This is a genomic window from Campylobacter sp. RM16188, from assembly GCF_012978795.1.
Classification (GTDB): Bacteria; Campylobacterota; Campylobacteria; order Campylobacterales; family Campylobacteraceae; genus Campylobacter_A; species Campylobacter_A canis.
In genome coordinates, this window is sequence record NZ_LIWQ01000004.1 from 44,594 (window position 1) to 66,138 (window position 21,545).

Annotated in this window: 36 protein-coding genes; 25 read left to right on the forward strand and 11 right to left on the reverse strand. The window is 32.1% G+C overall.

The genetic code is table 11. The features are described 5' to 3' along the window. Positions 1-111: 111 nt before the first annotated feature. The 25 genes from CDOM16188_RS03165 (at position 112) to CDOM16188_RS03285 (ending at position 13,458) form a co-directional block, all read left to right on the forward strand. On the forward strand, positions 112-477 hold the full coding sequence (locus tag CDOM16188_RS03165) for a hypothetical protein (RefSeq protein WP_172198675.1): 366 nt from the start codon (positions 112-114) through the stop codon (positions 475-477). Positions 478-523: 46 nt separating this feature from the next. After that, positions 524-940, forward strand: coding sequence for a YopX family protein (locus tag CDOM16188_RS03170; protein ID WP_172198677.1), 417 nt, complete (start codon positions 524-526; stop codon positions 938-940). Further along, the gene (locus CDOM16188_RS03175) at positions 900-1,343 is read left to right on the forward strand and encodes a hypothetical protein (RefSeq protein ID WP_172198680.1); all 444 of its coding nucleotides are present in this window, start codon (positions 900-902) and stop codon (positions 1,341-1,343) included. Before CDOM16188_RS03170 ends, CDOM16188_RS03175 begins: the two co-directional genes overlap by 41 nt. Beyond that, positions 1,331-1,768 (forward strand): hypothetical protein, encoded by a 438-nt coding sequence (locus CDOM16188_RS03180; RefSeq protein ID WP_172198682.1) that lies wholly within the window; start codon positions 1,331-1,333, stop codon positions 1,766-1,768. Before CDOM16188_RS03175 ends, CDOM16188_RS03180 begins: the two co-directional genes overlap by 13 nt. Before the next feature lie 16 nt (positions 1,769-1,784). Next, positions 1,785-2,117 carry a hypothetical protein gene (locus tag CDOM16188_RS03185; protein ID WP_172198684.1) on the forward strand — a complete coding sequence of 111 codons (333 nt, stop codon included), beginning with the start codon at positions 1,785-1,787 and terminating at the stop codon, positions 2,115-2,117. Continuing rightward, on the forward strand, positions 2,114-2,446 hold the full coding sequence (locus CDOM16188_RS03190) for a hypothetical protein (RefSeq protein WP_172198687.1): 333 nt from the start codon (positions 2,114-2,116) through the stop codon (positions 2,444-2,446). Before CDOM16188_RS03185 ends, CDOM16188_RS03190 begins: the two co-directional genes overlap by 4 nt. 147 nt (positions 2,447-2,593) lie before the next feature. Then, positions 2,594-2,983 (forward strand): hypothetical protein, encoded by a 390-nt coding sequence (locus CDOM16188_RS03195; protein ID WP_172198690.1) that lies wholly within the window; start codon positions 2,594-2,596, stop codon positions 2,981-2,983. Next, the gene (gene ssb / locus CDOM16188_RS03200) at positions 2,983-3,594 is read left to right on the forward strand and encodes a single-stranded DNA-binding protein (RefSeq protein WP_172198693.1); all 612 of its coding nucleotides are present in this window, start codon (positions 2,983-2,985) and stop codon (positions 3,592-3,594) included. The genes CDOM16188_RS03195 and ssb overlap by 1 nt, the downstream gene beginning before the upstream one ends. A 9-nt stretch (positions 3,595-3,603) precedes the next feature. After that, positions 3,604-4,044, forward strand: a complete 441-nt coding sequence (locus CDOM16188_RS03205; RefSeq protein ID WP_172198696.1) for a hypothetical protein — start codon at positions 3,604-3,606, stop codon at positions 4,042-4,044. Continuing rightward, on the forward strand, positions 4,025-4,732 hold the full coding sequence (locus CDOM16188_RS03210) for a hypothetical protein (protein WP_172198699.1): 708 nt from the start codon (positions 4,025-4,027) through the stop codon (positions 4,730-4,732). The genes CDOM16188_RS03205 and CDOM16188_RS03210 overlap by 20 nt, the downstream gene beginning before the upstream one ends. A gap of 39 nt (positions 4,733-4,771) precedes the next feature. Then, the gene (locus tag CDOM16188_RS03215; RefSeq protein ID WP_172198702.1) at positions 4,772-5,119 is read left to right on the forward strand and encodes a hypothetical protein; all 348 of its coding nucleotides are present in this window, start codon (positions 4,772-4,774) and stop codon (positions 5,117-5,119) included. Between the two features lie 139 nt (positions 5,120-5,258). Then, on the forward strand, positions 5,259-5,717 hold the full coding sequence (locus CDOM16188_RS03220; protein WP_172198705.1) for a YopX family protein: 459 nt from the start codon (positions 5,259-5,261) through the stop codon (positions 5,715-5,717). Between the two features lie 232 nt (positions 5,718-5,949). Then, the gene (locus CDOM16188_RS03225) at positions 5,950-6,891 is read left to right on the forward strand and encodes a hypothetical protein (RefSeq protein WP_172198708.1); all 942 of its coding nucleotides are present in this window, start codon (positions 5,950-5,952) and stop codon (positions 6,889-6,891) included. Continuing rightward, the gene (locus CDOM16188_RS03230; protein ID WP_172198711.1) at positions 6,891-7,454 is read left to right on the forward strand and encodes a hypothetical protein; all 564 of its coding nucleotides are present in this window, start codon (positions 6,891-6,893) and stop codon (positions 7,452-7,454) included. The genes CDOM16188_RS03225 and CDOM16188_RS03230 overlap by 1 nt, the downstream gene beginning before the upstream one ends. 11 nt (positions 7,455-7,465) lie before the next feature. Next, positions 7,466-8,086, forward strand: a complete 621-nt coding sequence (locus tag CDOM16188_RS03235; protein ID WP_172198714.1) for a hypothetical protein — start codon at positions 7,466-7,468, stop codon at positions 8,084-8,086. A 28-nt stretch (positions 8,087-8,114) separates the two neighbouring features. Beyond that, complete coding sequence (locus tag CDOM16188_RS03240) at positions 8,115-8,633, forward strand: hypothetical protein (RefSeq protein ID WP_172198716.1); 519 nt, start codon at positions 8,115-8,117, stop codon at positions 8,631-8,633. Between the two features lie 141 nt (positions 8,634-8,774). Then, on the forward strand, positions 8,775-8,948 hold the full coding sequence (locus tag CDOM16188_RS03245; RefSeq protein WP_172198719.1) for a hypothetical protein: 174 nt from the start codon (positions 8,775-8,777) through the stop codon (positions 8,946-8,948). Positions 8,949-8,958: 10 nt separating this feature from the next. Beyond that, entirely contained in the window at positions 8,959-9,213 is a 255-nt protein-coding gene (locus CDOM16188_RS03250; RefSeq protein WP_172198722.1) for a hypothetical protein, read from the forward strand. A 47-nt stretch (positions 9,214-9,260) separates the two neighbouring features. Further along, the gene (locus CDOM16188_RS03255; RefSeq protein WP_172198725.1) at positions 9,261-10,109 is read left to right on the forward strand and encodes a hypothetical protein; all 849 of its coding nucleotides are present in this window, start codon (positions 9,261-9,263) and stop codon (positions 10,107-10,109) included. A gap of 78 nt (positions 10,110-10,187) precedes the next feature. Then, positions 10,188-10,775, forward strand: coding sequence for a hypothetical protein (locus CDOM16188_RS03260; protein ID WP_172198727.1), 588 nt, complete (start codon positions 10,188-10,190; stop codon positions 10,773-10,775). Positions 10,776-10,789: 14 nt separating this feature from the next. After that, positions 10,790-11,293 carry a hypothetical protein gene (locus CDOM16188_RS03265; protein ID WP_172198730.1) on the forward strand — a complete coding sequence of 168 codons (504 nt, stop codon included), beginning with the start codon at positions 10,790-10,792 and terminating at the stop codon, positions 11,291-11,293. 3 nt (positions 11,294-11,296) lie between these two features. Beyond that, the gene (locus CDOM16188_RS03270) at positions 11,297-11,635 is read left to right on the forward strand and encodes a hypothetical protein (protein WP_172198733.1); all 339 of its coding nucleotides are present in this window, start codon (positions 11,297-11,299) and stop codon (positions 11,633-11,635) included. Positions 11,636-11,656: 21 nt separating this feature from the next. Then, positions 11,657-12,532 carry a YopX family protein gene (locus CDOM16188_RS03275; protein WP_172198736.1) on the forward strand — a complete coding sequence of 292 codons (876 nt, stop codon included), beginning with the start codon at positions 11,657-11,659 and terminating at the stop codon, positions 12,530-12,532. Further along, positions 12,532-12,927: a hypothetical protein gene (locus CDOM16188_RS03280; protein ID WP_172198739.1), complete on the forward strand. Its 396-nt coding sequence runs from the start codon at positions 12,532-12,534 to the stop codon at positions 12,925-12,927. Before CDOM16188_RS03275 ends, CDOM16188_RS03280 begins: the two co-directional genes overlap by 1 nt. Before the next feature lie 24 nt (positions 12,928-12,951). After that, complete coding sequence (locus tag CDOM16188_RS03285) at positions 12,952-13,458, forward strand: hypothetical protein (protein ID WP_172198742.1); 507 nt, start codon at positions 12,952-12,954, stop codon at positions 13,456-13,458. Positions 13,459-13,852: 394 nt separating this feature from the next. On the opposite strand, the gene CDOM16188_RS03290 is transcribed toward CDOM16188_RS03285, so the two are convergent. The 11 genes from CDOM16188_RS03290 to CDOM16188_RS03340 form a co-directional block, all read right to left on the reverse strand. Continuing rightward, entirely contained in the window at positions 13,853-15,469 is a 1,617-nt protein-coding gene (locus CDOM16188_RS03290) for a DUF4942 domain-containing protein (RefSeq protein WP_172198760.1), read from the reverse strand. 137 nt (positions 15,470-15,606) lie between these two features. After that, positions 15,607-15,753, reverse strand: a complete 147-nt coding sequence (locus tag CDOM16188_RS03295) for a hypothetical protein (protein ID WP_172198763.1) — start codon at positions 15,751-15,753, stop codon at positions 15,607-15,609. A 74-nt stretch (positions 15,754-15,827) separates the two neighbouring features. Beyond that, positions 15,828-16,031, reverse strand: coding sequence for a hypothetical protein (locus CDOM16188_RS03300; RefSeq protein ID WP_172198766.1), 204 nt, complete (start codon positions 16,029-16,031; stop codon positions 15,828-15,830). Positions 16,032-16,033: 2 nt separating this feature from the next. Further along, complete coding sequence (locus CDOM16188_RS03305) at positions 16,034-16,240, reverse strand: hypothetical protein (RefSeq protein WP_172198769.1); 207 nt, start codon at positions 16,238-16,240, stop codon at positions 16,034-16,036. 15 nt (positions 16,241-16,255) lie between these two features. After that, positions 16,256-16,555 carry a hypothetical protein gene (locus CDOM16188_RS03310; protein ID WP_172198772.1) on the reverse strand — a complete coding sequence of 100 codons (300 nt, stop codon included), beginning with the start codon at positions 16,553-16,555 and terminating at the stop codon, positions 16,256-16,258. Next, a complete protein-coding gene (locus tag CDOM16188_RS03315) occupies positions 16,530-17,018 on the reverse strand; it encodes a hypothetical protein (RefSeq protein WP_172198775.1) in 489 nt (162 codons plus the stop codon). Before CDOM16188_RS03315 ends, CDOM16188_RS03310 begins: the two co-directional genes overlap by 26 nt. Before the next feature lie 30 nt (positions 17,019-17,048). Next, complete coding sequence (locus CDOM16188_RS03320; protein WP_172198778.1) at positions 17,049-17,318, reverse strand: hypothetical protein; 270 nt, start codon at positions 17,316-17,318, stop codon at positions 17,049-17,051. A 137-nt stretch (positions 17,319-17,455) separates the two neighbouring features. Beyond that, a complete protein-coding gene (locus CDOM16188_RS03325) occupies positions 17,456-18,958 on the reverse strand; it encodes a replication initiation protein (RefSeq protein WP_172198781.1) in 1,503 nt (500 codons plus the stop codon). Positions 18,959-19,908: 950 nt separating this feature from the next. After that, positions 19,909-20,352 carry a hypothetical protein gene (locus tag CDOM16188_RS03330; RefSeq protein WP_172198784.1) on the reverse strand — a complete coding sequence of 148 codons (444 nt, stop codon included), beginning with the start codon at positions 20,350-20,352 and terminating at the stop codon, positions 19,909-19,911. 28 nt (positions 20,353-20,380) lie between these two features. Beyond that, positions 20,381-20,743, reverse strand: coding sequence for a hypothetical protein (locus CDOM16188_RS03335; protein WP_172198787.1), 363 nt, complete (start codon positions 20,741-20,743; stop codon positions 20,381-20,383). Continuing rightward, positions 20,706-21,392: a hypothetical protein gene (locus CDOM16188_RS03340; protein ID WP_172198790.1), complete on the reverse strand. Its 687-nt coding sequence runs from the start codon at positions 21,390-21,392 to the stop codon at positions 20,706-20,708. Before CDOM16188_RS03340 ends, CDOM16188_RS03335 begins: the two co-directional genes overlap by 38 nt. Between the last annotated feature and the right edge of the window lie 153 nt (positions 21,393-21,545).

The window sequence follows — 21,545 nt, forward strand, 5'->3', positions numbered from 1 at the left end:
TATAATTTTTTATTTTATTTTAAGTAAATAAATAATATAATATTTCTAGCAAAACAAATCTTTCTTGTATGACAAGATTCAAGATTTAAACTTCAAAATAAAGGATGATGTATGTTGGTGGAAAAAATCAATAAAATGTTTGAAGCTAATGAGCTAATATCAAAATTAAGCAAAGAGGCAGGATGTGAGGCATCTACGCTTGAAAAAACTATTGAGGCTAGTCTATCGAAAGCGGATAGCTTTTTCGCAAAAGAGGGTTTTGACTTAGATTATAACTTTGAAGGTGCTAAAGAAATTTTCTTAAATTTTTATGGCTTTGATAGTGGCTATGGCAAGCGAATATGCTTTTCAGACAATAAGAATAAAATCAGTATAGTAGTCAATTTCGGCTATGCAAAATTTACAGAGCAAAACATAGACAATCTTTTTAATGTGCTACAAGACGTATTTTCAGAGCTTAATTTAAAAAAAGATTAAAAAAGAGCAGTCAAACAACAAAACAAATCTTTCCTAAAGGGATAAAATGCAAAATTTAGACTTTAGAATCTGGGATAAAAGCGAGGGGGTTATGCTACAAGTAAAATCAATCGCTTTTGCCAAAGAATTCAAAAAAGATTTTGTCCGAGCATTATGTCTTGATGAATACGGCTTAGATAAAATTATAGACACCAGAGCTGGCAGTGATATTGACGTTATGGAATGGACAAAAAACACAGACAAAAATAACGTCAAAATATTCAGAAACGACATTCTAAAATTTAAAACAAGATTTGGAAGCGGAACTCATACCGGGCAAGTTGTCTATCACAAAGGAGGTTGCGAATACCTCGTAGAGTGTGAAAGAGAGATTTTCTTTAGATTTTATAATATTGCCGACTATGAGGTTGTTGGCAATATTTATGAGGGAATCAAAGAAATCAGGGAGGTTTGCTGTGTGTAATCCAAAAACTTTTAATGACAACGAAAGAATACAGGTATCGCTTGTATATAGCTACAAAGTTAGTTTAGTAAGTAGAGATAACTCCAAGCTTGCGATATATTTTTATACCGAAGACAAAGTGTCAAATAGCGACATTAAACAAAAGATGTTAGAGCAGTTGTATTATATAACATTTATAAACGATGGTGCTATAAAATTTTACAACATAGACAACTCAAAAGCATACATCTTAAAAACATCAAAAGAAACGCTAGATGAAGTTAAAAGGCTTCTTTTAAACAATAAATGGGTCGCAACAGCAGAGTTGCTTGATTATTTATTCCCTAGAGATAAAAACATTTTTAAAAACAGAAATGAAAATTATAGCATCAGCGAACAAAAGGATAAACAATGCAAAAAGTAATACATCAAAGCCCGAATGTTTTTTACTCTTCTGGCTATTCGCCTAAAATATTAACTCCAGAAGAAAACAAACAGCAGATAAAGAAGATAGATTTTGCCAACAAAAAGCAGGTCTATTTTAACATTGAATATTTTTATTGGGGCAGTCGTGGCAATTTGGTAGTTAATTGCCGTGAGCTTTTAACAGACGAGCTTTTCTTTTTTTCTGTTTTTCACGATAAAAACTATATGAGCAAGAGTGGGGATTTTAATTTTAAAAAATTTAAAGACGATGATTTCTTCATAGATGATGATGAAGAAGCGACAGACGAATTTGTTGGCGTTTTTGAAGTGTTGAGTAGTGGTTTTTTGTTATGCCTAAATGCCCGCCCAGCACACGATGGCGAATTTGATAAAATTCTTGAGCAACACAAAAATAAAAATTAATATAAAGACTTTTAAAATGAAAATTCCTTATACTGAACGCAAAAATATCATCTTGGATATTCTTTCTAATTATGTGTCGCGCATATCAGCCAATGAAAACTGTCCCGCTTTTTGGCAATACCAAAAAGCTACCAACTGCTCAGTAGCTACTTTCAGAGAAGACTTGCTTAAAATGTGGAGAGAGAATCTGATATGTAGAATAAAAACAAGCGGGGGTGCAAATCACAGTAGAAAATTTTTAGGCGGCGCAACCTATGGCACATATAAATACATATATGTCCTAAGAACACACCACAGCGTTAAACACTATCAAGAACACGATAAAAATTATGGAAGGTATATCAAATGAGTAACACTAAGCTAATTATGCCCTTAGCTCTTGCGGCGGCTATCTTGTCAAGCGTATATGTATTTTACGAGGCAAACAAACCCTATATCGTAACGAAACAAAACGAAATACTGATACAACCTGAAGGCAAACAGAACAGATATTGTTTCAAGCTGGCAACTCCGCAGCAAATAGAGGATATTAAAAGCGGCAAGCTCGATATGCTACCTTGCGTTGCAATGTCCGAAAAAAGCTTTTACTCTCTAAGGGCAAAACTTGACGAACATTTCAAAAGCAACAAGAGCATCACAGCTGAACGATTTAACATTATATTCAAAGAATCCGACTAATTATAAGGGCTTAATCGCCCTTTGCCATACTCTTAAATTTTATTCGTAAAACTATTAAAAATATATAGTTTTTTATTTTTTTTTAAGTAAATATATAATATAATAATTCTAACAAAGCAAAAGAATCTCACTTGAGAAAGGATAAAAATGCTACTAGGCAAAGGCAAAACAATCAAAAACTTTGAGAGGGCAGGAACTGATTTAGAGATTATAAATAAAACTATACAGGAACTTAGCCCGAAATCGTTTATAACCATTATCGAAAGAGCCGACATTGATAGAAAAAAGATAAACTCGCTATTTTCTACTAAAATAAGCGACAATTTATATCTTCCTAATCACAGCCTTTCGACCTTAGCGATTTTATTAGCTGACAAAAATACAGATAAATTTATTCTGTCAAGCTATTTCAATCCTGAAGAAAAAGAACATCTTGGGGTTGCAGATGTTAGAGAGTATAAAAGCGAGAATGACTTACAAGAGGTCATTCAAAATTTTTTAGACGTAATCTTGGACTATTTTGAAAAGGCTGAATAATGTTTAACAAAGTTGTTTTAATTGGACATTTGACAAGGGATATTGAGTTGCGCTATTCTACAAGCGGAAATGCTATGGGAAACAGTGCCATTGCGGTAACTCGAAAATACACGCTCAACGGCGAAAAACGCGAAGAAACTTGTTTTATTGACATCACGTTTTTTGCAAGACAAGCTGAAATAGCAAATCAATACTTAGCAAAAGGTTCAAAAGTGTTAATCGAAGGGCGGCTAGTATTTCAGCAATGGACTGATAATAACGGACATAACAGAAGCAAGCATAGCATAGCCGTTGAAAATATGGAAATGCTTGGAAACGCTGGACAACAAGGAAGTCAGGGCGGTCAAAACAGCTACGGCTACGGACAGCAACAAGGAAATCAAGGCAGCTACGGCTACGGACAGCAACAAGGAAATCAAGGCAGCTACGGCTATGGGCAGCAAGACAGCTACTCAAGACAGCCTCAGCAAAAACAACAGCAATATACCCAGCCACAAAAAGCAGCGGCTCAAAGCAACTATAATCAGCCAGAGCCAAGTAAAATTAAGACCCCTAGTGTTGCATCAAATGACGATGACAAATATGAAATAGACGAAACGATACCATTTTAGGAGTAAAAAGTGAGATACAAAACAAAAATAGCAGAACAAGAATTATGTTTCGTGATGGACGAATTCTTCGTTAGCTTAAAAGATGCAACTGAGGACGGGTATATAGAAGTAAAGGTAGGCGATTACATAATCGAATCAAAAACAAAAAGTGATTATTCAAAAGAGGCTTTTGACAAAGAAGATATATCTATCAATATTACTGAAGTAATAGAAATTATAGACCACGACAAAGGGCTATACAAAGGCAGAGACTATATGCTTGAAAAAGAGGAACTGCTCAAAAGCAGCAAAGATAACAAACTCCCAATCGACACAATAAGAGGACAAAGGTTTTTTCTCAATATAACAACTGTTATTCTTATGATAAACAGAATAGTCGATGAAATGGCTGAAGAGAGAAAAAGGCAAGCTTTGGAGCAAGGAAAAACAGATGAAACTACAAGAATTTAAAGAAAAGTTAGACTTTTATATCGAAAAATACGGCAATAATGTGGCAGTAACGATTGATGACGAAACAATTTGTGATTTTTTTGAAAAAGTAGATTGTTTTGGAGAGCGATATTTGAATGTGTCTTTGCCATATAAAACTAATCAAATATCAAAAACTGATTTTAACTTTTTAAGAGAATTTGGCAAAACGATTAACTGCAATGCGGATAAGGACAATGGCGATAAGTATATAGCTATTATCCAAAAGGGGAAACCGCTTGTCGGACTCCCTGACTTTGCAGATTTTTGGGGCTTATGCCTAGAGGGTGAAGAAGTAGCGGAAGGATTAGATGAAGCCAAAGAATATCTGATTAATTATATTCTTGATGGAACTTCCCATACAGACCACGAGAATTGGAAAGTAAAAAATATAAACTTAATCCTAAAAATCAGAGAAATCGAGGATAATGAAGCCCTTTCTGTTTTTCTTAGAGATGAAGAAGACTTGAACAATTTTTCTTTCCTGCCTTTGCAACAAACTTGGGAAGCTCCAAGTAGGGGGCTTAAAATCACTTTTGATATTGAAGAAGCTAAAAAATATATAGCCGACAAGCCAAATTTAAAATATGAGTTAATTCGTATGGATGGCTCTAATTCACAAATGCAAAAGCTTTTTGAAATCTTGTCAAAAATCGGAAGCAGAAAGTAATTCATAAAAATTAAACCCTAAAAGGAACGGAAATAAAAAATGTTTCTGAGTAATAGAGAAAAAAACGAAATCAAATATTTCTTTGATGTTTTTATGAGCAGTTGCTGCGAAATAAAAGAGGATGCGCTCGAAGAGTTGCAAGAACAAATAAAAAACGAAAATATTAAGCATTGTGGTTTTACCAAATTTAACAAAGTCGTTAAAAGCAATAAAGAATTTTATGTTTGTGATTTAATTTGTGATTCTTCTGGCAAGAGCCTTTTGTTTGAAAAAAACGATAACTATTTAGTTTGGCAACGACAAAATGGGGAAGATAGTTTTTATGGCTATTTAGCCTATAAACTAAAAAATGGTGAATATTGGGTAGTCGAATATGACGATTATTGATTAAAATTTTAAAACAAAATAAAATCACTCCATACAATCTCAAAACTCTCATAGAATTATCATATTTTATTTTATTTTAAGTAAATATATAATATAATAATTCTAACAAAAAAACAAATCTTGCATAAGGGATAATAGTATGATAGAGATTAAATTTAAAGCGTGGGATAAAAAGCTAAAAAGGGTTAGGGAAGTTGTTAGACTTGATTTTTCAGATTTTACAGCTGATTTATTTCATATAACACCTACGAATAGTCGCTCCTATCTTCATCAAAGACGTTTTGCAGATATTGAGCTTATGCAATATACGGGCTTTAAAGATGCAAATGGAGTTGAGATTTATACGGGCTATACAATCAGGGATTTGGTCGTATCTCCTAGTGGCTATGAAGATTCTGATGAAAATTTTGTCGATACAACTCCATCAAATCCTGTTGGGGTTATAGAGCTTAAGGACGGATGCTTTATTGCCAACTTCGGTGATTATACTATGCCTTTAAATTCCACATATTCACAAGCCGACAAAACGCCTATAACCAATTTTTGGGAAATCATAGGCAATATTTATCAAAACTGCAAAACGCTTGAAGCGGAATAAGGCTTAGTAGCAAATTTACAACTCAAACAACTTAAAACCGCATTGGGGCATAGATACTTTTAGCCATCGGTATTCTTTGCCCTGCCCTACTCTACGAAATTTTATACACCTTCATAATTATTGCATACAATTTCAAAAACCTCATAAAATTATCATATTTTATTTTATTTTAAGTGTATATATAATATAATAATTATAACAAAACAAAAAATCTCATCTAAAAGGACAAAAAATGCAAATTTCAGATTTTAAAAACGAATTGCTATCAATTCAAAACACAGAAAAACACCTAAAAGAGATATACTCTGATGCAAGAGTTATCGACTTAAAGGATGTTGGCGATATGCTGGTAAAAGTCCAAAAACAAATAGAGGATATGAGCAAAAGCAAAGGACTATTTAGCAGAATTGCCGATAAGTTGCCTATAATTGGCAAATTAAAAAAGAGCGCGGAAACGGAGATAGCACTTCAGCAAGAGCTAACAGAATATATCACAAACACCCTAGCTCACTTTGAAAAAAAATACGATGAACTAATAGAACACCTTAAGCTTTTTGAGCAAACTAGAAGCGGATTCGCTTCAGATATTGTAGAGCTAGATAAATGGATTGCAAAAGCAACAGAATTTTATAATACCCTTACTGAAACAACAGACAAGTTGGCAATGGACAGATTGCTCACCGAAGCAAAGTCGGAAGTAAAAAGAAAGCACGACAGCCTTAAAAGCCTCATTGAGCCTATAATTTTATCCGCAACACATTTAACTCAAAATATAAACGAGCTTACCCCTATACTTCGCAATATTTTATATAGCGAGCTAAAAACAATGGTGGGGGTTAATTCCTTTAAGAGTGCAGCCAATATGATGATTACTTTAAAAGAAAGTATCGTTGAAATTCAAAAGCTCAATGTTATAAATACTAATGAAGCAATCGTTGAAATTCTCAATAATACAAAAACGAATTTATTAAGCGCAAAAGATATGTCCGAAATGGATAAATTAAGAGAGCAAGGCAAAAAACAAATTGAGAAAGTTGCTACTGAGATACAAAAAGCTCAAGCGGAGAACACAAAATTTATGAACGAACAATATCTTGAACTTAAAAATTCAGGTGCTTTAAGTCTTGAAGATTATTCAAAAGACGAAATCCTTATCGAAGCAAGGAGGTTTTAATGCTAGCCAAGCTTTTAAGGGAATATTCAAAGGTGAAAACTTTAAATTTGCCCGATATATATAGCGAACCTAAAGAAACCAAGTTGAAAGAATTTGCCATAGCTTTTTCAAAAATCAATAAGGATAATTTTGACGAGCTAAACGATATAACATACGAGGATATTTTAAAGGATAAATTGTATTTATTTCCCGAAACAAATATCAACTTTATCCTTAGAATCAACAAGATATTCAAGCCAAAAGAAAAGATTGTCAATTTTATGCGGAACAATGATTGCATATATGATTTTCCTGCCTTTATTGCAAATAAGTTACAAAACCCGACAGATTTTAATGTTTCCATATTTTACAAACACCATAAAACAAGCGAATATGTATCTGACATAAACAGGGTCTTGGCTCTGATGCTTGATGAAATTTCAGAAACCAGAGGCGATAAAAATTTTGTCTTTATTGAAAACAAATACGGAAAAGACAAAATTGACCTATATTTTCATAGGCTGGCAAAGATTGATTTTATTCCCGTCTATGGTCTTGGCTTTAACATTTTAACCTACAAATAAAAGGATAGAAAATGATTAAATTTAATTTTAAAAAGCTTGCAATCGACTATATTCAATTTTTTTTAGGCTTTTGGGTTTTAATATGTATTTTAAACTTGATATTTGGGGCGTTTGCAGGATTGGATATAAGTTTAAAACAAGAGCAATCTTTCTCTTATGACGGCACAATAGATGCTGCGCTTCAAAATGCAAAATCGTCCATTTTTAGCGTGCTTTCAAAAGTATTGGCAGGGGTTATATTTGTGTGTGTTGGTGTTATAGGTGTTAAAATCATAAAGCAACAAGACGAAGAGGTAGAAGAATCGAGCAAAATTCCTGCAATTATTCCAATAATTGTCGCAATAGCTATTTTTTTTCTAATCTTTTTTTTGGGAGCTGAAATTGGTTGGGATATGGCTAGATTTGAGAACCTTATATTAGGTGGATTTGATATAATTTTTAAGTATTTTGTTTTTTTACTACTACCGTTAAAATTAATATTAACGTATAAATTTTATAAAAGCAAAGACAAATATTATATCGCTCATAGCTATATAAAAGCTTTTGACAAAAACAATTTAAAATATTTTGTTGCCGAAGAGTTTATAAACCCAAAAGATATGGGAAGAAACTTAGCTGTATATTTTGTATAATTATATAAAAATTTAAAAAGGAAATCTAATGGATTATTCAACAAAATTACTTTTGCTTTCTTTAAGAAAAGAGCTTAAAAGAAACATAGTCAATGGCGATATTTTTTTGTTTGTTATAGCAACCTCTTTTGGAGTAAGTTTAGCCATTAATTGTTATATGCTAGCAAAAATATCGGATATAAATGTAAATTTTTTATTCTCAAGTGCTATTTTTGGCAGTGTTTGTGCTTTTTTAGTTACGTTTATGCAAAATAAAAGTATGCGCCCGATGTTTAAAAGATATGCCATAAGCTCAGTTTTTGGTATCGCTTTTGGAGCTTTATTTTATATGGCTTTTATGGTTCTTGGATTGCGTTATGCCGACATAGTAAGCATAAGTAACAACAAGGAATCCTCTTATTACTACAAAGCTAATTTTTTTCATCGTGCAGGCGAAGATTGCCAAGCTGTTTGGCGAAACGGCGGCGATGCAAATATCACCTTTGCATATCCAGACAAAAAGCTCATTTTTGTTAAGGGAGTTTTGCAAAGCGAACAAGCGCATTAAAAAACAAGAAACAAGAGGATTTTGCCTCTTGTTTCTACTTCATAAAACTTCATAAAATTATCAAATTTAATACTAAATTAAGCTAATATATAATATAATAATTCTAACAAAACAAAAAATCTCGTCTAAAAAGGACAAAAAATGTTAGAAACGGCATTAACACTTGCACTAATTTTTATATTAGGAAGCTTGGCGATTGGCGCATTTAAATTGCTTACAGAGCTATCAATGCTCATTCTTGGACTAAAACGCTTTAATACTCTAAAAAAGAGAATAAACGCTATCTTAGAAAAAATAGCAAACAAGTTTTTCTGAGGAGCAAAAAATGAGTAGCAACAATATATTTATAGCCCAAATAGGCGATTGTTGGCTTAGTAGCGATAGTATTGACACTGTTGGCTACTACAAAAGCCAAAACAAGGCTTTAAAAGCCATCGAGGCTAATTTAAGAACAAGCGGATTTGATATAATCTACTTAAACCCAGATATGACTCAGGGTGAATACGGCAAGTGGGACAAGACAAGGGAAAATCCAGAGCAATTCGGCTGCTTTAATATTCAAGTGGAATGTTTTGCTTAAAATTTGCAGGGAATTCTCCCTGCTCTATTTTTTCATAAGGCTAAAAAATGATTGAACTAAAAACACACTATGAATTTTTTGAATTTGGCGAAAAATCCATACACAGATTATTAGCCCCAAAGAGTTTAATCAACCAGATAGAAGCTGATTTAAAAGCCGTTAGCGACTTAAATGAGCTAACAGATAATCCCTATATAGTTTTTAGCCTTAATGATAGACAAATAGACGAAATTTATCTATATAATACAGAGATAGACAGCAAAATTTTTATCTTAAGTATCGCCGTTGCCCTTCACAACAGCGGACTTGATTTTTTAATTCAAGACATTAGCCAAAAAACTATCATATTTCCAGTTTTGAGTATAAAAAAAGGGACAAAACTAAACATTAATGCCATAAAAAATATATTCTCTCTCAAAAAAATAAAACCAAAAGAGATAAATTTTGAGAATGCCTACATTCAATATAGCGGCGAGTATGATATTAGTTTGGAAGAATCGAAATATAAAAACTGCACTTTTGAAGTCATAATTGAAAAATGGCTGCTTAAAGAGCTGACAGGCTTTTATAATAATTTTTTTAAAATTTGGGATAGTTTTCCGTTAAAAAAATATCCAAATTTAACTATTTATTTTAACAAAAATAACGTTGAAGACGGAATTTTATTTGACATAAAAAACAGCGATGTCGATAAATTTCACTTAAATTTTATACAGGACAGACTCTTTTTTATACAAGATTTTAAGGGGAGTCCTAGACTGAGCATCAATAAGCTTTATATAACAAGCCGAGAACCTAGCAAAAATATAGAAATTTATCCTCAAGAAATAAATAGCAGTGTATGCTTTTCTTCCGATGATAACGCGATAAAATTAGCACAAACCATAATAATATAATATAGTTTTTTATTTTATTTTAAGTATATATATATTATAATAATTATAACAATTAGGATTTAGACTAAAGGATGAAAAATGAATAAAGATAACATTTCAAAAGAGAGTTTAGCAAATGTTGGCACATACTTGGATATTTCTTATCCCTCTTTGATGAAGCGTCCAAAATCAGCTCGTATGGCTTTACAGTATGGTCTTGCTATTATCAATAAAATTAAAGAAGCATCAGGTAAAAAAGCGAAAGATGCTTATAAAAAAGCAAATTTGTCAGACTTCCAAGACCTCATAAAAAATAAAAATAGCTTTGTTGTTACAGACAAGGAGACGGAGCTTTATGAATACGGCTTTTATGGGATGAAAGATATTATAAGCAACGTAAGGGCAAAGGCAAGAGCAACAAAAGAAAAAAGAGAAGCTCGCCAAGCTTTGCGCAATGAACAAGTCGCAAATTTTACCAAGCTGATACTAGATGCTAAAGAGTATGAGTATTTCAGCAAAAATTTTGATAAATACTATGACGACCATTTCGCAGGCTACACAGGAAAGCTAGAGAGCGATGATGAGAATCTCTTAGAAACCCTTTGGGCTATGATTACAGATGTTAAAAAAGACATCCAAAAAGCCAAAGAGATAAAAGAGATAAAGTCTAAGCTACAAAACAACTGATAGGGGCGATAGCTATGCAAGAATTTTACCTTCTTATGTATGACACATTCGGGCGATATATTTACGTTTCAATTTCTGTTCTTTTTATTGCCTGCTTTGTTGCGACAAGCATTTTGCTTACAATGAAAATAGACTATATGCCATTTGGCAAAAAAGAGTATGTGCTTGGCTTAAGTTTTGTGGTTGCCATATTCATAAGTATTTCTGCTTTTTTCTTGCAGAAAGAAGGATTAAATATAGCCTTAGCTACTGAGTATTGTCTTTCTGAGCAATACAAAGATACCGATATATGCGTTGCAGCAAAAGTTAAATTTGTAGAGGGGAGAAGTCATCGGTTTGAAAACTATCCAAGTAGAAAGCAGATAAACCAAATGGCTAGCATCAGAATAAAGCAAAGAGAAATTACAGCCGAAAAGGCAAAAACTCTAGCAGAGCAAAAGCGAATGGAAGAAATTAGACAACGCATAGAAAAAGAAAAATTCTTAAAAAATATGCACAAAATAGAGATAAAGGAGTAAGCAATGTATAAAAACGAATTAATTGATGAAGCGCATCTATTTTTCCCACCAAGTGATTTTTATGCGGAAAAACTAAAGAGCAGCTCTAAGCCGACACTCTTATTGACCGGGCAAGACATTAACACCCTTGCCCAAAAACGCATAAGACGAAAAAAGAGCTTAAGGCACAATGAAAAAATTGTTAAAGCTCTCAAAAATGAGCTTGTGCTAAATTTAAAGCAACGATATGGCAATTTTTCTTTAAAAGACAATTTATTAGACACTCAAAAAGTTCGCCTACTTATCACCGATGAGTTCTTTTCAAAAATTGTTACCAAAAAGAGAATTTTTAAAAAAAGATAGTAATAAACACAGGAACAGAAGATGAAAAAATATAGATATATGGCTTTTTTAAGAAAAAATAAGACGATTTGCGAGCCTCTATTTTTAACAAAAATGAGTTGCCCTCAAGGATTTTATCCGGTATGGGAAATGGATTTCAAAAACAACAAATGCGTCCTGTTTAATGAAGCCGAATCCGCTCATTTTGATATTTCTGCAAAAAACGTTGAAATTTTAAGAAACTCTCAAATAAAAGACATCAACGGCAAATATATCTACTCAAGGAATATCGTTTCTTTTAAGCAAGACGATGCTTCATATACGGGAAGTGTCTTTTATGACAAAGAATCTGCCGCGTTTATGATAAAAAGCCTAAAAGACAATAAAACCTTTGAGCTTTCAGATGTGTATTGCGTAAAAGTCGAAAAAGCCTCTTGGAAAAATCCAATCCAAAGAGAAAAGCTAGACAGAATTTCTTATAGGGCTTTTTTAAAAAGGGATACAACCGCAATATCTACAAAGACAAACGAGAGGGTTATTTATAAAAAAGGCTTGTATGAAGTGTCTTATGCGAGCTTCATCGAGAATAAATATACCCTTATGGACGAAGAAAGAGATGAAACTTTTGAAGTTTTATTAAAAGATATTGAGCTGCTGCAATATACCGGGTTTAGATTTAGTCGCAGAAGCAAAGAAATTTGCGAAGGCGATGTTTTAAAATTTGAAAGCGACCAATATTTGGGCTATACACTCATTGGCAAAGTAAAATATGATACAGAGCTTGCCGCTTTTATTATACTGCCCGATTCAAACGGCGAAGCAGGTAGCAGGTTCTTTTTCTTTTGTGATTTGCTGACAAAGGTAAAAGTCATTGGTAGCGTCTATGATGACGAATACAAGCATTTAAAGGGACAGTGATGAAAACGGAATATATACAACTCGTTAGAAAACATCACGATTTGGCTAGTTTAGTGTGCAGCAGATTGTGGATGCTCTTTGATGTCATTAATAAAAACAGACCTTTTATAAGAATTCTTGGCAAAGACTGTATAGAAGAATATATCGGCAATTTTTATAAAAAAAACTATGAAGATTTAGTTGAACTATATAATTCTGATAAACAATACGCAGGTGTTTATGTTACAAATTTTCTTGAAGACCAAATTTTACTCCAAACTACAAATAAAGATGGGGAAACTACGCCCTTTTTTTTGCCGATAATCTTTGCTTGTGCGAACGATGAAGAGTTTAAAACCTTCTTGGAAGAAACTAGAATTTCTTTGAAGAAAATTTGTTACGATATTTTAGGCTAATCCAATAAAAAAGGAAATAACCGGATGAAAACAGAAAAAATGCTCAAGGTAATGCAGGCTTTTATAGGCGGGCAAGAAATACAAATCACAGAATGTTTTGAAGGCGAAGTCTTTAAGGATGGATGGGAAGATTGCAAATATCCGAAATGGAATTGGGAATTTTATTCATATCGCGTCAAGCCAAAAACACAACAAACTTTCAAAGCGGGCGATAAAGTTATCGAAAAAAGATTGCAAAATTTACCTCTTGTCGGCAATGAGATATTAGAAGTCAAAAATTTCCCGGATGACAGCCAAAAAATTATTATAGGTGATAAAATTTTTGCGCTCGAAGAGGCTAAAAATTTATTTGTGAGAGAAGATAATTGCCTCTGGTATTGGGAATTTTTCAACAATGGCACTTATAATCTGCTTATTTCGGGAAACACAACAAACTTTGGCATAATAAGGCTAACAAGAGAGCAGGCAGAACAGACAATAACCTCTATGCCGCTAAAGCCGTTATGGGGTCTAGGATTTGCTCTGGCTTAAAGCTACAAAAACCAGAGTAGCTGCCCTGCCCTATGATATAAAAATCCTAGCAAAAGCGGTAATTTCCGCCACAGCTTTAACCGCTAAACTTTTATCCCTTGAATTTCGCCCGGCACAAAATAAATTGAGTATATTAGAAGCAATATCCCGATAGGCAACAAAGCGCATCTAATCTTTTTTTGAAAACTACTCCGCTTGGGTGTTTCTAAATACCTATCTGCTTGCATAGCATAGAAATCTTCGCCAAGACAAGAATAAAAAATTAAGCAATAAAATCCAACCCGTCAATCATCTCTAAGTTGAACATTGATACCCTTATGCGGCTGTTTATATCACAAATTTTGAAGATAGAATTATTTAAAAAGCGGCAAAGCAGCCTCTGCCGCCGATACTATTATGCACTTAGTAGCTTTAAGCTATTATCGATACTTATTTCGGGCAGAGAGTGAAAAAATTTCTCTGCATCCTCTTGTTTGATGTCAAGTTCATCGCTCGCTTCCTTTGGACTTCTTAGCCACCCCAAGAGCCTTCCTGCCTCTATATTAATTGCTTTCATTAAGTCCTGATTGACTTTTATGTGCATATTGCCGTTTTTAAAGACTTTGTATTCAAGCAAAATTTCATTACCGTTAAAATACAGGTAATTTTTCTCTCCCGGACATATATACACATCACGATACCAGCCCTTGATGAACTGCTCCGAATTGATGGCAAAACCTAAATTTCTGGCAATTACCAAAAAGTCATTAACTATATTTATACCATCAGCAGTGAAATAGCCTCGACCTCCCCAATCCATAGAATAAAAAGCACCTCTTTGAAGAACAAGCCTATAATCTAGTTTTGATTTTTGATTAGCATCTTTTTTAAAGAGGTTTTTTCGCTCATTCATATTCATATATCGCCAAGTATCGGTAGTAAAATGCCTATTAGACTTATAAGCTTTTAAATTTTCTTTCTCGGCAAGAACCATATAAAAATCTAACACCTGCTCGCTAAAATCGTTACTAGCATTTTTCAAAAACCATATCGTAATAGCATAAACATTGTCGAGATTAAAGTCTATGTTTTTGCGATATCTAAGCTCTTCTAACAGATTATTTTTATAGCTATTTGTAAATTTAGACGTGATAGGTTCATATCTATCAAAAAGTTCATTCCAATAGATATGTTTTAGTCCTTTAATACGATTGGATATACTTTCATTCAAAACTGATTTTTTAAAGCCTATCTCTTCAAGAACATCTGCATCAAGTGCGCAAATAGCCTTAAAATTATCCATAAGCTTATTCAATTCCGCATTGTAAAGCTTAACCAATGCCTCTATTTGATTTTTGGCATTTACAAGATAGTTGTTAATCTTTTCTTTTTGCGCTTCACTGCTGTTGCCTTCAGTTACACTAAAAGGGAAATTTTCGTCCAAAAACAACTCAAACGCACTCTTGCCCTCATCTCTGTATCTGCTCTTCATTTTAAAATAAACAACATTCACTTTAGCTCTTGCGTTTCTATCGGCTGTTAAAAAATCAAAGTTTCCAATGATTTCATAATTTTTAATAGCTCTTGCCTGTAAGGCTCTTTTGATTTTATCACTGTCTTTAAATCTTTGAGGTATCACAAGATACAAATGTTCAGCATTTACCTCTTTGATAATCTTTTCGCACCACTCCTCATATTCGCTATAAGGCGGGTTGCAAAATACCACATCAACCTCTTTATCGATGAGTGTATTCTGCCAAAAATCACATCCTAGAGGGATTATGTCTTTGTCTTGTCTAGCTCTTAAAATTTCGCTTTTCTCTATGGAATACATTTTCTCAAAATAAGAGCCTCTGTCGCTTTCAATAAAAGCAAGCTCTTTAAGAACTCTGCCGTCCCCTGCTCCGATGTCAAGAATTGAGCTAAAACCATAATTTATGTGTTCTTTTACGCATTTTAGTATCTCTTTTGTAGTAGGATACCATTCGTAGTCTTGCTCGTTTTCTTTTAAATTTGAGACTAAATTTTTCATTGTTTTATCCTTTAAGGTGAGATTTGTTTTGTTAGAATTATTATATTAATTATGTGCTTAATTTAATATTAAATTTGATATTTTTATGAGGTTTTATGAAGTAAAAATATTATATATTGGGTGAGGTTTTAATAGTTTTATGCGTTACTTTCAGACCTCTTTTTTAAAAAATCATTTTCTCTTTTTAAGCACTCGTTTTCTGATTTTAATACTATGTAATTGTATTTTTGTATCACAGCCAAAGCTATAAAAAATGCAAGCAAAAAATCCGTAAAGCCTATCATCTATGAGCCTTTTTACATTTTAATTTTAGGCAATTATAGCAAATCTTAATCGCGCAAATAGAGTTGTTTGGCATCTATTTTTCTTCGTTTTGGTTCTGTATGGATTCCTCTATTGACAAAATCAATCCAAACAACTCATTTATATCAATTTGGCTTTCTTTAATAGCTCCCGCAATCGGAGCAAAATTTTCCTCGATTATTTGTTCATCTAGGTTTTGCTCCGCTTGTTCTTTGGTTGCCTTGCCCTGAAGATATTTAGACTCTGTTGCACTTTTCATTTTTAATTTCCGATGTCATTTTCAATCGCCGTGTCCATAAACAATTCAACCTCTCCTACTATCTCTTTGTGTCTTTCTAGCAGCTCGGTTGCTTCGTCTATATTTGCATCATTGCCTTTTAAATTGTCTAAAATTCTTTCCATTTCATCGTTAAAGCTCTTAAATTGTGCCATTATGCTGTTTTTCCATTTTTCTGCATTTACTTGCATTTTAAATCCTTTATTTTAATTGTTTAATATAACTTTAAAAGCAAACGCAATAAAGCTCCATACGATTTCTATGTCTAAGGTTTTTAAAAAGGCAAATACGGGAGTGCCTAATATGACCAATAAAGCCAAAAGAGAAGATACTGCACCTGAGAAACCGCCCCAAATGGCAATTTTTATCTCTTTTTCTTCCAGCTTAACAAAGGGGTTTGTCAAGCAAAACCCAAAAAATGAAAATAAGCCGACAGACACTAAAAGCCAAATCCACACGTAATAAATAAAATCACTAATGCTAGTAGATAAATTTAAATTTTCCATTTTTATCCTTTAAACTAGGATGCTCAATCATTAAGCCTTCAATCTCTAAGAAATACTGAAATTTACCTATTTTTTTGCTAAAACCTTTTTTGCCATTAAATGACACAAATTTTTCATTGTCTATTTGCCTGATTGTTTTGTCTATAATTTTTGCAACAGGAAAAAATCTATTGTCGCTAGAAGAGATACTCGTTTGAATTAAAACTAAATCGCATCCAAGTATTTTTTCTGCATCTTCTTTTAATTCGTTTGCTATTTCTTGTAGTCTTTTTAGGTCTTTAAATATAAAATTTAACAACTTCTCTCTATTGTCGCTATCCAAAACAGCATAAAAACTTAGCAAGTTACCGTTAAATTTGCAAGCCGTATGGTTGTCGATTCCTGCTTTGACTATATCCTCTGTTGAAAGCTGAAGTTGAGCCTCTAAAAGAATCTCAATAGTGTTTTTTAAATCGTTTTGCATTTTTGTCCTTTTTTTGAAATTCGGTAAATTTTAGTAGCCACCACTTACATATCGGGCATTTCCGTTGTTAAAATCAAAAATTCGCCCGTGTTCTGAAAATTCGCTCGCTTCGTTGATATGAGAGTAAAAGTAGTCTAAGCTCTCGTCAAAATTTAAATTTTCATATCCGCTTCGATGGTCGCCATTTAGTATTAAAAACTGACCTGTGGAATTGATATACAAAGCAGTTGTAGCGCAGCCATAATCTTGTTGCGCCCTATGGCTGTCGTTATAGGATATGTTAAAGCTGTTGTTTGCCATTGTATTTCTCCTAAGATTTGTTTTGTTATAATTATTATATTATATAATAACTTAATTTAATATTAAATTTGATAATTTTATAAATTCATTAACGCCCCACCCGACACAATGTTCTTGGGCTACTATTTTATTAAAATCTATAAGTCATCAAACAAATTTACGTCTTGTTCAATCTTTTTTCTGCTTTTTTCTAGGGCTTTTTTTAGTTGCTCTAGGCTGGCAAAACTATTATGCACCTCTTGTTTGGTTTCTGTATTAATCATATTGGCGAAAATTTTAAACTCCCCTTCAATGGATTTTTTATCATCAACACTCAAGCTAACAATTTCAAATGTAGAATCAGCTTTTGATGAGTAAAGTTTCCTGCCAATAAAATATTTTATGGTTTCAGCTATATCATTTCTCTCTTGGTTTTCTATTGACATTTGTAGCTCTTCACACTCTACGTCAAGAACGATAGTTTGCTTACATTTTTTCATTAGATGCTCATAGTGGTTTTTGTATAAGAAATTTAGAATTTTTTTCTTTTGTTTATACTTTATGAGAGGCATAGAGGCATCTTTACTTAAATAATAAAAATCTCCTTTAGAATTTACAGCAATATCACCGTATTTAACTTTATCTTCATCGGCATCTAGTAATGGTTGATTAGGGTAATTTTTGGCTAAGATGTTTAAAAAATTTGCCATAGTATCAATCATTTTGGTTTTATCAAGAGTAAAAACTACTTGATTACTCGCAGGATATGAAACATCGGCATCTATTAAATTAGAAAACTTCTCAAAAGCCAAATCAACAACATCGGGTGGCATCGTTTGAAATTTTGAATAGACATCTTTCCCTATCGAAATAACTAATTTTAAGTCTTTTGATAATACTTCATAGTTTTTAAAATTTACAGCTTCTTTGATTGAATCCATAATATCACCTAGCTTTTTATCGGCAAGCAATGAATTTAAACTGTAATCATCCCTAAGTTCAGATTTTTGAAATTCAAAGATATTCTCCAGCTCATCTATTTTAAATGAAATTTCATCTTTAAAATTACGCTCATTGGCTTGAAATTGTATTTTTGAAACTAGATATTCATATAAATTTAAAGCATATTTTCTAGTAAAAGAGTTGATTGTTTTAAAGTCAAGATGTGTATAATGCCCTAGTTTTTGGCAACAAGTTCCGGCTAGCGGGGCAGGAATAGTAACTCTTAGCATATTTTTGTCTTCTTTATAGACAGAAAAGCTATTAACAAGTGTCGTAGTGTAGTTGCCTAGCCTTTTTCCGGTTTCAAATTCGACAAAATCTTTAAGGACAAATCTTTTTGAAACAAGCGAAATTAGTGCATCTTGAATTTTTTTACGATAATTCTTATTGTCATCCACAGTGTTTTTAAACAGTTCAAACGGAAAAACAATCGTGTTAAATTCTCTCAGGCTTTCCGGGTTATTTCTATAACACTGTTGAAAGCATTTAAGCAAAAAATTTAACACTCTTTTTTCGTATAAACTAAGCTGCTTAGGTTTTTCTTTTAGATTCGCTGGATTTACAACCCAGCCGCGAATGACAGAATTTGCTTTAAGAATTTTTTTGAATTCAACGTCATTATTTACGGTTGCGATAGATTCATTGTCTTTGAATTTCATAAAAAGCTCTCAATTTTTATTGAAATTATACTATGAAATTCCCTTTTTTTCCAAAAAACAATACTAAATTTTCCCTTTTTTTCCAAAAAATAGGCATTTTGCAAAGAGTATGCCGTATTCCTTTTTTTTCCAAAATAACGTATTTGTGGGTTTTCGCTTACTATGACAGATGTTTTTCTAGCTGATTCGTAGAAAAAACAGTATGCCGTATTCCTTTTTTTTCCAAAAAAAATACTAAAATTTTCCCTTTTTTTCCAAAAAATAGGCAGTTATAGACATTAAATTGATTAAAAACTCTATTTAAATTCATCTTTTTTCCAAAAAAGCGATACTAAATTTTCCCTTTTTTTCCAAAAAATAGGCATTTTGCAAAGAGTATGCCGTATTCCCTTTTTTTCCAAAATAACGTATTTATAGGGATTTGCTTATTATAATAGATGCTTTTTTGGACTAATTTGTGAAAAAAAATAATATAGAATTCCTTATTTTTCCAAAAAGCGATACTAAATTTTCCCTTTTTTTCCAAAAAATAGGCATTTTGCAAAGAGTATGCCGTATTCCCTTTTTTTCCAAAATAACGTATTTAAGGGTATTATACTTGGTTTTACAGCTTTTAAAAACTTGCTTCTTTTCTGAATATTAGTAATTTTACCAGACTATAACACAACTCACTTTTTTTCCGAAATACCGTATTTATGGGTATTTGCCTATTATGACAGATGTTTTTTAGCTGATTCGTAGAAAAAATAGTATGCCGTATTCCCTTTTTTTCCAAAAAAAAATTGGCAAATTCCCTTTTTTTCCAAAAAAAAATACTAAAATTTCCCTTTTTTTCCAAAAAAAAATTAAACAGAAGCCACGCTTAAATCATATTTATTATAAGTTATTCACATCACATTAACTTATATAATAACTTTAAATTTATATATTAACGCTAAACGCTCAAAAAATTAATTGAAAATATTATCAATCAAACTGCTAACGCTTGATACCGCTCCAGCATCTTCAGGGTTATAAATTTCATCATCTTTATTTTTGGATTCTTCACCAAGAATACTGCCTACTACTTCCAAACCATAAAAAACATCAATAAAATCTCCTAGATAAGCACTTTCTCCATTACCAAAATCAAGTCTAAAAGAAGCCATCTTATCATCAAAACAAACAAGAGCTTCTCTAAAAAGCCCATCCTTTTTGACTTTGACTTTATGATTTGTGTAAATTTCTTTAAAATTTATGTCATACACACCTGTAAAAAAGCATAAATTCTCATCGCTAAAGAACACAATCTCATTAGAATCAATCTCAGCCTTTTTTTCTACAAAGCTAACAGCTGTTACAGCAGCAAACCTCTTTTCACTCTCTAACCACAATTTGATTTTTAAAAAATTCATATTCTGCTCCTAATCAAAAGTTATATCCTTACCAAGAAAATTCAGTCTTGGTGATTTCTTCGTCCGTATATTCAGGCTCTTTCTTGCCGCAAAAATGCACTGCAAAAGGGTTTATAAGTAGCTCACCTCTAAAAGCTTCAAATTTTTCTCTAGCATATTGCTTAAAATCATCTTCGTTGGACAGAGCAAATCCATTGCTCTCATACCCTAATACGAATTTTCGCTCGTATATAATATCCTTTCTGACTATTCTATCGTCTTTTATCGTAAATCCCGGTTCAAAATAAACCAACTCTTTATTTCCATTGTCCTCTTCAATAACTGTCTTTTTTAAAAAGATTGTAAAATCTCCATTATCGTCTGGAATTTTTACGTAAGTTAGGTCTTTCATTTTTACTATTCCTATCCTTTCCTGATATTTTTAAAAACATTTCTTTTGTATTTATAGCCGCATTAGCAATCGGGTCTATTGATATAGTTAAAAAATAAATTAAAGAAAGACAAAACATAAACGATATAGCCATATTGCCTAGCTTTTCTAAAGTGCTTTTTGGAAGTTCAAGCTTATTCTTGCTTTTGCAAGGGTCATTAAGGTCTTTTACATACTTTGTGATACTATCTTCAAAATCTTTATAATATTCATTTAAAGTATATTTATAAGTATCACAAAGATGACTGTTCTTCTCGTTAATTACAGAACACTCGTTTATTTGTGATTTTAAAATTTCGATATATTTTTCATTATGACTAATGCTAAAACTAATTAAACTTGCGTAAAAACCTGAAAAAATAACAACAAAAGCTCCAAGTTGTGTAAAGATTTTTTTCACTTCTTCCTCTTTGTTTTTCTGTTTAGAGCCTATTAATGCAAGAAGAAGAAAAAACAAAAGAATAAGAAGCATTAATCCCCAATAATAATCAAAAAAAACACTAATAAAATCCTCTAAAACTTTATCTTTTGTTGCTATTTCAAAGAAATAAAAGCAAAGAAATGCAAACACAAGAAGTTTAATTATAGAAATTCCAAAATGTCTATCCATCTTTAATCCTTTTTATTTTTATTATATTATTTATTTACTTAATATAAAATTAAAAACTATATAAAATTAACTAAAAAAAATAAAAAAGTAAAGAATTTATGCAAAAACATCATTTTTTTTATTAATTTTTCAATAAAAAAAGTATAATTTTAA